The 10,901-nt window shown below is 55.9% G+C and carries 10 protein-coding genes and 1 pseudogene; 3 read left to right on the plus strand and 8 right to left on the minus strand.

Annotation, left to right across the window (positions count from 1 at the left end; genetic code table 11):
• Nucleotides 1–410 precede the first annotated feature (410 nt).
• Entirely contained in the window at nt 411–1,406 is a 996-nt protein-coding gene (locus tag B1A75_RS18765; RefSeq protein WP_079936700.1) for an acyltransferase family protein, read from the plus strand.
• Nucleotides 1,407–1,495: 89 nt separating this feature from the next.
• Here the strand turns inward: B1A75_RS18765 and thiE are convergent, their stop codons facing one another.
• The 8 genes from thiE to B1A75_RS18805 form a co-directional block, all read right to left on the minus strand.
• On the minus strand, nt 1,496–2,161 hold the full coding sequence (gene thiE / locus B1A75_RS18770; RefSeq protein WP_079936701.1) for a thiamine phosphate synthase: 666 nt from the start codon (nt 2,159–2,161) through the stop codon (nt 1,496–1,498).
• A 5-nt stretch (nt 2,162–2,166) separates the two neighbouring features.
• The gene (gene thiD, locus B1A75_RS18775) at nt 2,167–2,967 is read right to left on the minus strand and encodes a bifunctional hydroxymethylpyrimidine kinase/phosphomethylpyrimidine kinase (RefSeq protein WP_079936702.1); all 801 of its coding nucleotides are present in this window, start codon (nt 2,965–2,967) and stop codon (nt 2,167–2,169) included.
• A gap of 18 nt (nt 2,968–2,985) precedes the next feature.
• Nucleotides 2,986–3,795: a hydroxyethylthiazole kinase gene (gene thiM / locus B1A75_RS18780; RefSeq protein ID WP_074044023.1), complete on the minus strand. Its 810-nt coding sequence runs from the start codon at nt 3,793–3,795 to the stop codon at nt 2,986–2,988.
• A 172-nt stretch (nt 3,796–3,967) separates the two neighbouring features.
• Nucleotides 3,968–4,990 (minus strand): glycosyltransferase family 2 protein, encoded by a 1,023-nt coding sequence (locus B1A75_RS18785; RefSeq protein ID WP_074044017.1) that lies wholly within the window; start codon nt 4,988–4,990, stop codon nt 3,968–3,970.
• A gap of 1 nt (nt 4,991) precedes the next feature.
• The gene (locus tag B1A75_RS18790) at nt 4,992–6,671 is read right to left on the minus strand and encodes a DUF6044 family protein (protein WP_074044018.1); all 1,680 of its coding nucleotides are present in this window, start codon (nt 6,669–6,671) and stop codon (nt 4,992–4,994) included.
• A gap of 350 nt (nt 6,672–7,021) precedes the next feature.
• Nucleotides 7,022–8,002 (minus strand): phosphotriesterase family protein, encoded by a 981-nt coding sequence (locus B1A75_RS18795; RefSeq protein WP_074044815.1) that lies wholly within the window; start codon nt 8,000–8,002, stop codon nt 7,022–7,024.
• On the minus strand, nt 8,002–9,684 hold the full coding sequence (locus B1A75_RS18800) for a long-chain fatty acid--CoA ligase (RefSeq protein WP_074044814.1): 1,683 nt from the start codon (nt 9,682–9,684) through the stop codon (nt 8,002–8,004). The genes B1A75_RS18795 and B1A75_RS18800 overlap by 1 nt, the downstream gene beginning before the upstream one ends.
• A gap of 172 nt (nt 9,685–9,856) precedes the next feature.
• Nucleotides 9,857–10,012, minus strand: coding sequence for an HAD family hydrolase (locus B1A75_RS18805; RefSeq protein ID WP_254866662.1), 156 nt, complete (start codon nt 10,010–10,012; stop codon nt 9,857–9,859).
• Between the two features lie 44 nt (nt 10,013–10,056).
• Here B1A75_RS18805 and B1A75_RS20820 point away from each other — a divergent pair.
• Together B1A75_RS20820 and B1A75_RS18810 are read left to right on the plus strand one after the other, a co-directional pair.
• Nucleotides 10,057–10,161: pseudogene (locus B1A75_RS20820) on the plus strand (excalibur calcium-binding domain-containing protein); the annotation flags it as partial.
• A 104-nt stretch (nt 10,162–10,265) separates the two neighbouring features.
• On the plus strand, nt 10,266–10,901 hold a 636-nt coding region (locus B1A75_RS18810; protein ID WP_139761772.1), incomplete at its 3' end, for an IS110 family transposase.

Genomic DNA, 10,901 nt, shown 5'->3' on the forward strand with positions numbered 1-10,901 from the left:
AACGGGAGGCCTAAGGCCTCACCCCTGCGAACGGMAGAATCGTTGGACMAYGAGATGACACCGGAGAAGCTGGCGTGATTTCATCCATTCGACCTTGAGTCCCTAAAGGAGCTTGGCCGGCCTCCGCCTGATGACGAGACCGAACGAGGGAATGTTGGCGCGAAGACGCCCGGAGACATGGGAGGGTTCGTCCTCATCAGCGACGCGGAGATCCAAAGGGTGCATCGAATATGCTTCCCCCCGTGGCAGGAAAATATAACCAGCCGTGGCCGCGAAGCGCACCCTAGGTCTGTAAGATATCCACAAAACTGAAAAAGGATGTAAGGGATTTTGTCGAAAAATATTTTTTGGACACCCCTGAGAGGCCGAAAAGCCTTGATAGATCAACATTTCTAGAGGGAGGAAACACTATGAAGGAGCGGGACTATTATTTTGACAACGCAAAATGCGCGCTCATGCTCCTCGTCGTGTTTGGCCACTTTCTGCGCCCGTACATTGACGACGTCTTATGGGTGCACAGCTTGTATACGTGGATTTTCTTTTTCCACATGCCGGCGTTCATTTTCATTTCCGGCTATTTCGCAAAAAAATTCCACGAGCACGGCTACTTGCAAAAGATCACGAAAAAATTGCTCATCCCGTACGTTCTATTCCAGCTGCTGTATTCGATCTACTACTTCTTCCTGTATGACAAACAGTCGTTGGAACTTGACTTATTGACCCCGCATTGGAGTTTATGGTTTTTGCTCAGCCTGTTTAGCTGGAACGTGCTGCTGTTATGGTTCGGCCGGCTGCCAAGGCGGATCGCATTGCCGATGGCGCTTCTTTTCGGCCTTGCCGGCGGGATGATGGAAGCGGAAAAATGGCTCAGCTTGTCGCGGACGCTCACGTTTTTCCCGTTCTTTTTGCTTGGATTTTTCTTTCAAAAGTCGGCGATCGAGCGCTTGTTTGCCGCCCCAGTGCGCCTCGTTTCGCTTGCGGTGCTCGTTGGCATGTTTTTCGTCATCCATTTCGGGTTTCCGGATTTGCCGCAAGATTGGCTGTACGGCTCGAAATCGTACGATACGCTTGGCGTCTCGGAACCAGCCGGCATTGCGAGCCGCCTCGCCATTTATGGGGCGAGCCTGCTCATGATGTTTGGCTTTCTGTCGCTCATCCCGAGCCGGCGCTTCTCCTTTTCCGTGCTCGGGGCGCGCACGTTTTACATCTATATCTTGCACGGGTTTATTTTAAAATATTTGCACGAGACGCCATTCCCAGACTTTATTATGGATGTGCACGGCTATCCGCTTCTGTTTGCACTGTCGGTTGCCATGATGCTCATCCTTGGAAGCAAGCCGGTCGTCCGGCTCCTACGGCCGCTGTTGGAATGGCGATGGCCGAACTGGCGGCAGACAACGACCTAGCAGTCAAAAAAGAAGGTGTCCCGAAATATCAACGGGACACCTTTTTCCATTAGGGCGCTTTGCCCACAAATGGAAACCGACTTTTTCATTCAGCGCGTGCGGGCTGCCCGCACCGCTTCCGCCAAGGCGGCGGCCGCCGCCTTTGGCGACGGAGCCGAAGCGATGGCGCTGATGACGGACACCCCATCCGCCCCGGCTTCCACAACGGTTTTGGCGTTCGCAGCCGTAATGCCGCCGATGGCGACGATTGGGATTGTGATCCCGGCTTCGCGCAGGCGGCGGAGAACATCCGGTCCTTGCGCTTCCTTTGCATCCTCTTTCGAGCTGGTCGGGTAAATCGGACCGACGCCGAGGTAATCGGCGCCCGCATCAACGGCCGCCATCGCTTCTTCGACGTTGTGCGCTGAGACGCCCAAAATTTTATCGCCGATTTTTTCCCGCACGCGCCGCGCATCCTCATCGTCTTGACCGACATGGACGCCGTCGGCATCAATGGCGAGGGCCAGCTCGACGTCATCGTTGACGATAAACGGCACCCCATAAGCGCGGCAAAGGCGCTGCAGCTGCCGGGCGAGCGCCTCTTTGTCCGCCTCTTTTAAAGCGCCTGGCCCTTTTTCGCGGAATTGAAACAACGTCACACCGCCGTCAAGTGCTTCTTTCAGCACATCGGCGGCCGGACGTTCGCTGTTTCGGCTTCCCATAATGAAGTAAACAGCCAGTCTCTCCTTCATTTCGCCGCTCGCGATGCGCGCCATCGCTCTCACTCCCCGTATTGGCGGTACGCCCAATGGTTCGTCGGGCCGTGGCCTTGACCGATGCCAAGGGGGTGAGCAATCGCCGATTGCACAAACGCCTTCGCCGTCGCGACAGCGTCGACAGGATGCCGCCCTTTCGCCAGCTCAGCGGCGATCGCCGCCGCAAACGTACAGCCGGTTCCATGCGTATGGCGCGTGTCAATTCGTTTGCTTTTAAAATAGGAAAATTCGCTGCCGTTATACAGCAAGTCGACGGTTTCTTCGCCATCATCGTCATGGCCGCCTTTCACGACGACATAGCGGGCGCCCATCCGGTGGAGGAGGCGCGCGGCTTCGCGACGGTCATCCATCGTGCGGATGACAACGCCCGTCAACGCTTCCGCTTCTGGAATGTTCGGTGTAATGACAAGCGCCATCGGCAGCAGCTCTTCTTTCAGCGCGGCCACCGCTTCCTCTTGCAACAGCGGAGCGCCGCCTTTGGCGATCATCACCGGGTCGACGACCAGCCGCTCCCATTTATGTTTTTTCACTTGTTCAGCAACCGTACGAATGATCTCGGCACTAAAGAGCATGCCGGTTTTCACCGCATCCGCGCCTAAATCGCCGGCCACCGATTCGATCTGGGCGGCGACTGCTTCCGCCGACAGCGGGTAGACGCCTTGCACGCCAAGTGTGTTTTGCGCCGTCACCGCCGTGATCGCTGACATGCCAAAGACGCCGAGCTCCTGGAACGTTTTGAGATCGGCTTGGATGCCGGCGCCGCCGCCGCTGTCCGACCCGGCAATCGTCAACGCTTTGTACACCATCGTGTTTCTCCTCCCCTTTTACCGTTGTTCCACCCGGCCATGCCGTTTGACATCATCGACGCTTGTATACGCCAACGCGTCCAAAAACGCCGTCTGGAAGCTGCCCGGTCCGCGCTCCCCGGCTTTGGCCGCCGCCTGCTCCGCTGCGACGCCGTAATACACAAGCGCGGCCACCGCCGCCTTCACCGCATCGCGCTCAACGGCCGCAAACGCTCCGACAACCGATGTCAGCAAGCAGCCCGCCCCGGTCACTTTCGTCAGCAACGGATGGCCGTTCTGAATAAGATACGTCGTCTGTCCGTCCGCAACGACGTCCTCTTTTCCGGTAATCGCGACAACGGCGCCGAGCTGCTCCGCCGCCCGTTTGGCCAACGCCACTCGATCGCCGCTTCCTCCGCCGGCGTCCACCCCTTTAATCGCCCACGCCTCACCGATCATATTGGCGATCTCCGCCGCATTGCCACGGATCACGGCGAGCTTGACTTGTTCCGCGATGCGGCGCGCCGTCTCCGTCCGGTAGCGCGTGGCCCCGGCCCCGACCGGGTCGAAAATGACCGGCACGCCGGCTTCATTGGCCGCCCGGCCGGCGACAAGCATCGCTTCTACCTCTTCGGCATTCAACGTCCCAATATTGAGGACAAGCGCGCCAGCGAGCTTCGCCATCTCGCCCACTTCCTCTTTCGCATACGCCATCACCGGCGAAGCGCCAAGCGCAAGCAGCCCATTTGCCGTAAAATTCGTCACAACGACATTCGTGATATTATGGACGAGCGGATTCTCCTCTCTCACCCGCTCGAGCATTTCCGCCCATTCATGCCAATTGGCCATTTCCGGTTTCTCCCCTTTCCAAGCCTTTTCGCCGGCCATACACTGACTTTCGCCGTATTTTCGGCCAATGGAATGATCCATTCTCCCCATCCATCAGTCTACTCTTTCTTTTTTTGAATTGCAAGACAAAGAAAAAAGGCGGCCGCCAAAGCGCACCTCCCTTTTTGTTCCATTACGAACGCGTCCATTCGGCCGCCCCTCCCTCTTCGGACGGCGCCGCCGGCGACAGCCGCTGCGGCAGCGTCCAATTCCATAAATCCAAATCGACGATATAGCGCGGCCGCCGTTTGGCTTCTTTGTAAATTTTCCCAATATATTCACCGATCAGCCCGAGCGCCATCAGCTGCAAGCCCCCTAACAACCAAATGGAAGTGATGAGCGACGTCCAACCCGTTTCCGTATGCCCGGCCCATTTGAGAAAAAGAAAATAGGTGCCAAACATCAAGCTGACGACAAACGAGAGAAACCCAACGAGCGAAATGAAACGGATCGGGGTGACGCTAAACGACGTCACGCCGTCAAGCGCAAAGGCGATCATTTTTTTCAGCGGATATTTCGTTTTCCCGGCCAGCCGCTCTTTTCGGTCATAATAAACCGTCGCCGACCGAAAGCCCAAAAGCGGAACGATGCCGCGCAAAAACAAGTTCACTTCCCCGAACTGTTCAAGCGCGTCCACAGCGCGCCGGCTCATAAGGCGATAGTCGGCGTGATTGTAAACGAGATCGACGCCAAACGCCTTCATCAGCCGGTAAAATCCTTGCGCCGTATGGCGCTTGAACCACGTATCGGCATCGCGTCGCCGGCGCACGCCGTAGACGATGTCATAACCTTCGCGAAACTTTTGCACAAATTCCCGAATCGCCGCTACATCATCTTGCAAATCAGCGTCGATCGAAATGAGGCAATCGGCATGCCTTTTCGCGGCGAACAGCCCAGCAAGCAGCGCGTTTTGATGCCCGGCGTTATGCGCCAGTTTCAGCCCTTTCACTTCCGGGTGGCGCAAACTCGCTTTGTATATGATCTTCCATGTATCGTCACGGCTGCCGTCGTCGACGAACAAAAGCGCGCTGTTGGATGAAATGAGCTGCTCTTCAATCAATTGTTCGCGCAGCTCCCGCAAGCGGCGGATCGTCTCCGGCAGCACCTCTTCTTCGTTGTAACACGGCACAACAATGGCCAACGTCGGTTCGAACATGTCACCTTCCTCCCTCCGGCACGACTTTGTATAAATAGATGGTCCACGCGGACTCTTTGGAACGGAACACCCGCTCAAGGCGCAAGGCGTTTTCGCCGGCGTTTTCAATCGGCAGCGCCGAAAAAACGTAGCGCCCGCCCATGTCATAAAACACGTTCGTGTTCAATTCCAAGTTGCGAATCGTACGCTTCGAGTTTTTCTGAAACATATACCGCTTGCCCAGCTCATCGACGAACAAATAGCAGCGCCCGCCCCATTCATCGAAATACTCGCGCAGTTTTTTGTTTTTCGCGAGCTCCTTGGCGATGATGCGGCGAAACCGATGCTTGTATTCGAGCGGATAAAAGTTGTTGTACGTATCAAGCGTGTAAAAGCCGTTGTATTGAGCGATCGCCGGATGGATGCCAATGCTGGCGACGCGGTATGTATGAACCGGACGGCCGATATAGCGGCGAATGGCGGCAAACTGCTTTTCCGCGTAAAACTCGCGAAACGACGGCTTGTCGCGGTAGACGATTTCCTCATTGCATAAAGCAAGCACGACAAGCTGCAAGACAATGGCCGCCGCACCGACCGCCCGCCACCTTCGGCCTTCCTGCCAAAAAATTTTCAACGCCAGCGCAAACAATATGTAAATGACCATCGGCCGCAAAAAGTGATAGCGGGCGAAATTGAACTTATCGAGCAAATCGAACCGTTCGGTGAGCGGCAGCCACCCTTTGTAAAACCAAAACGCATACCATGTCGACAACGCGAAGTTCAACCCGTGCAAAAGCAAAAACAGTTTTTCCTGCCGCCAGCGCTTCCGCTTCCAGACGAAATACAGGGCAATAAGCGTCACCGGTAAAATGACGAGCCCATGCACGGTCATGACGTGGGTGTGGCCGAGCACATAGTTTTTGAACGTCAGCCGGATGACGCGCCAAAGCGGCAGGCGCGCGTGGAAATATTCGTCGCGGCTTGTCGGCTCATTGGAAAACAACAGCGAATGGACAAGCCGGTAATCGACCGCCAAATAAAGCATCGTCATATAGGCGATGGCCGCCAAAAACCGCCAATTCCAACCCTTGCCGCGGATGACATCAACGAGCCACCAAATCCCAAGCGCGCTCAAGAAAAAGAAAAATCCAAGCACGAAGCTCGAATAGAGCGGCAAGAGCGTCAACACCGCCCAGTTCACCCATGAACGCTCGCCGTTGCGGATGTTTAAAAACGCCCAAAGCGCAAGCGGCATCCCGAGCGTACTTAACATCCCCGATGGCCAAAACGGCGTCAAGGCAAACGTCAAGGCGGCACCGACACGAATCCAGCGCCATCGGTCATCCGGCAGCACATGTTTTCTCAGCAGCAAATACATGCCGATGAACGCCAATACGCGGGTTGCGGCTTGGCTGATCCCATAGGCGTAAATAGATGGAAACAAAGCATGGAGCCAAACGATGCCGCTGAATTCCGTGCCGAACGCGTTGCGCGGCAGGCCGTTGATGATTTGCGGAATGACGCCATCGACCGGTCCGAATAGCTCACCGCTTCGGGTGAGCACCTTATACCAGGCGATGTTCGAATCCAAATTGTCATGAACGCGCATATGCGCATCCTCGCCAAGCACAAAATACGGCGACACGTACAAGGCGATGACAACGAAAGAGAAGATCAGGAGTCGCTTTTCGATGGCCGGCACCTTTTCTCCTCCTTTCGCTCGGCTCTTGTCTTTCTTTATTGTTCAACCAAACAGGAAAATTATTCATAGGAATGGAAAAAAACGGACCCCCGTCCAAACAAAAAACCGCCGTCGGCCAGTTGAAGCCGGATGACGGCGGTTTTCTATTCGTCTATTCACCTTTCGAGCAGCCTTTTGCGTGCAACACAACGTTGCCCAGTATAGAAAGCCGGTGATTTAACGAAAAAACGCTCGGCCGCGGAAATTTCGCTAATGGATCAACAGCTTTTCCGCGCCTTCATAACAACTATTTTGAAGAAAACGCGGTTTTCACCAACCTTATAGGTCCGTACTTTTGAGTGAGGATGGCGTCAGGCCGAGAACAACGCTGCCGGATTGTGGATGAACATTTGCTCAAGCTGCTCATCGCTGATTCCTTCGTTTTTCAGCACGGGGATGATGTTCACAAACAGATGCTCGACATGCCAGTTTTTCATCATCCCGGCAAACGGCTCCGGCAGCGTAAACGGACGGCCGAGCCAAACGTTGACGGTGTCGTGGGACAGCATAATTTGTTTCTCATACCCATCGCGAAGCAGAGCAAGGAGCGTCTGCACCCGCTCCTCATCGGTCGGCGCGCCGACCATCCCTTGGATGCCGAAACGGTCAAAGGCAATGTAAACGCCATAAGCAAGCGTCCGGCGATGGTAGTCCGGGTTCGTGTTGCCGCACATATGACCGATGACGATTTTTTTCGGATCGGCGCCGTGCTCAAGCAAATAGGCGGCTTGTTCCGGCCCCATCGTTCCTTCTTGCGTATGGGTGATGATGACTGAGCCCGTCTCTTTTTGCGCACGGGCGGCGGCGCGGAAGAACATCTTTTCGTACTCGGTGATGCGCCCTTTGCTCGAGGCGAGCTTGATGACACCCGCCTTGATTCCGGTATCGGCAATGCCCTCGGTCAGCTCGGTCATAAACATGTCGTAAATATCATCTTCCGCTGTTCCGAGCAGCTGGCGGAATTTGAAATACGGCGGCGCCCCTTCCCCTTCATAATAATAGCCGGTGGCGCAAATAATGTTCAGCCCCGTTTCTTCAGCGACGCGCCGCAAAAACGCCGGGTTGCGCCCGCAGTCGTTCGGCGTCGGATCGACAACCGTTTGAATGCCGTGCCGCTTCATCTTTTCCGCCGCTTCGACTGCGACGCGAAGCGCCTCGTCTTCGCGGAACGGGCCGCGCGTCACATCACCTTGAAACCCTGGATAACCGAAGAGGAAATGCTCGTGGATGAGCGTTTTGCCAAGCCGTTCCACCGGCACCGGGCCAAGGACGGTTTCGACCGTTTTCGCCATCAGGCGTTCACCCCTTTCCCCGCTTTTTCATATTCCTCTTCCTGCAGTTTCCGCCAAAGCAGCTTGCCGCTTGACGTCATCGGCAGCGACGAGCGGAATTCAACGAGGCGCGGGTATTTATACGCCGCCATTTGCGTCTTGGACCATTCAATGATCTCTTCTTCCGTTACTTTGCCGACATACTCGTCATGAAGGACGATAAACGCCTTCACCGTTTCGCCGCGGCGCGGATCCGGCACGCCGACGACGCACGCTTGCTGAACAGCCGGATGTTTGTACAAAAGCGACTCGACTTCGGTCGGCCACACTTTGTATCCAGAAGCGTTGATCATCCGTTTGACGCGGTCGACGATGAAAAAGTAGCCTTCCTCATCCATCCGCCCGATGTCGCCGGTGCGGAAAAACCGCTTGCCGTCGAGCTCGATGAACGCTTCTTCCGTTTCTTTTTCACGCCGGTAATAGCCGCGGAACACTTGCGGACCACAAACGACGATCTCCCCGACTTCGCCGACGCCAAGCTCCCTCCCCGTCGCCGGGTCGATGATGCGCGCGTCGACGTCAAACGACGGAACGCCGAGACATTGCAATTTCGGCCGGTCCGGCGGATTGAAATGCGTCTGCGAAATCGTCTCCGTCAGCCCGTAGCCTTCAAAATAACGGACGCCGGTGAGCTGGAACAATTTTTCCCCGACCGCTTCCGGCAGCGCCGCTCCGCCGCCGGAAATGCTCGAAAGCGAGGAAATGTCATACTGGCCAAGCGCCGGGTTGGCCAAAAAGTCGATAAGCATCGTGCTGATGTTCACCCAATGCGTGCACCGGTACAACTCGATCAGCCGGGCGGCCGCGTCCCGATCCCAGCGCGTCATCAACACCATGGCGGCGCCGGCGAAAATCGGCGTATGCATGCTATGGACCATCCCCGTGACATGGAAAAACGGCAGCGTCGCCAACGCGACCGAGTCGCTCGTCACATCGCCCCAATGGTAGGCGCCGACGATGTTGGCGTTCACCGTCCGGTGCGGGTGGATGCAACCTTTCGGCACCCCGGTCGTCCCGGATGTGTACGGCAAGACGGCGATGTCATCGACATGGCCGTTATACGGAAGCGGCGGCAATTGGGCGCCGAGGCAGTCCGCCCATAAAAGAATGCGCTCATCCCCAATGGCCCGCCGCGGCGCCGCCACTTCGGCCGGAAGCGAAACCGGCGATTCATCGGAGGCATAATCGGAATAAGCAGCGACGATGATTTGTTCCAGCGGTGTTCGTCCAAGGAGCGGGGCCGCTTTGTCAAGCAGCTCCTGCCCAACGATGGCGACTCTCGTTTCGCAATCATTGACGTAAAAGGAAAGCTCCTCTGAGGTGTTCATCGGATTGATCGGCACGACGATCGCTTCAGCGCGCAAAATGGCATAGTAGGAGATGACAAACTGCGGAGAATTTTGCATGTACAATAGAACGCGGTCGCCCGGTTTAACGAACATCTTTTGCTGCAAATAGCCGGCCAACGCATTCACTTCATCGAGCAGCTGTTTGTACGAATAAGCCGCTCCGTAATAGTAAATCGCCGTTTTGTTCGGATAGCGCTTCGCCGACGTTTCGAGATGATCGATGAGCGTCGTCTCCGGCACAGCCAGCGTTTTCGAGAGCCGTTTCGGCCAATACGGGTAATGTCTCGTATTCATTCCGTTCCCCCTCCTCCTTTTCACGCGATCGTTCACTGCGGCAACCGCCGCGCAAGCAGCATTGGATAGCTTTTTTACTGACCGGTTGGTATATAGCCGGCTGTTTTTATTGTACACGCTTTCATGAATATTTTCAATAATTTTCTGAATATACAAAACAAAAATACACCGCCTACAACAGGCGGCGCAGCACCGGCACACACGCCGACGTCGAAGCGACGATGAGATCCGCATCCCCTCGTTTCGCGAGGCCGTACACGTCGATCAACATCGTCCGGCAGCCGAGCCGGCGGGCCGGAGCGATATCATTGCCAACATTGTCCCCCATGCAAAGTTGCACTCGCAGCCAGCTTTTCCTTTGACTCGCTCCGCCTGGCCGAAGCGGCAGCCAAAATCAAAACGTATCCAAACTGCACCGCGCTGAACAAAGATTATCCAGGGGGCGTGGCCCGCTCCGCCTCTGTCAAAAACAAAGGAGCATTCCCGTTAGGAGCTTTTCCGGGGACTTGATCAAAAAAAGCCCTCTTGGTATGATGCAGGGGTGTCAACCACATCACTCACCATACCAAGGAGGACTTCAGATGAATTGTACACAAAACTATAAAATTGATCAAGTAACCGAACAAACGCTTGTCGTGGGTATTGATATCGCGAAACGAACCCACTACGCCTGCTTCGTGGATGACCGGGGGCGCGTGCTTCGCAAATCGTTCCCGATCTTCCAGTCGAAAGAGGGGTTTCAACAGCTGTATAAAGCGATTCAGGRGGCGATGCAAGCGTTYGGGAAGTCAGAGGTGATCGTCGCCGTGGAGCCGACCGGGCACTACTGGTTGAACCTAGCCTACTTCCTCGAGGAGAACGGGATCCCGTTGGTCATGGTCAACCCGGCGCATGTGTGCCGGTCGAAAGAACTCGATGACAACCTGCCGACGAAACACGACGCCAAAGACGCCCTGGTCATTGCCAGACTGGCAAAAGACGGACGATTCCTCGTTCCCCGGCTGCTGCACGAGATCGAAGCCGATTTGCGCGTGGGGAGCACGCTCAAAGAGAAGCTCCGCAAGGAACAGACGGCGGTGAAAAACGCGATCGTCCGCTGGACGGATCGGTATTTTCCAGAGTTTTGGACCGTGTTTCGTGACTTGGGGAAAACGGCGCTTTCGGTGTTGGAGTGGACGCCGCTTCCGGCTGATATGGCCGGCCGGACGGTGGAGAGG

Origin of the sequence: Geobacillus sp. LEMMY01 (genome assembly GCF_002042905.1) — a bacterium.
In the GTDB taxonomy this organism is placed as follows: Bacteria; Bacillota; Bacilli; order Bacillales; family Anoxybacillaceae; genus Geobacillus; species Geobacillus proteiniphilus.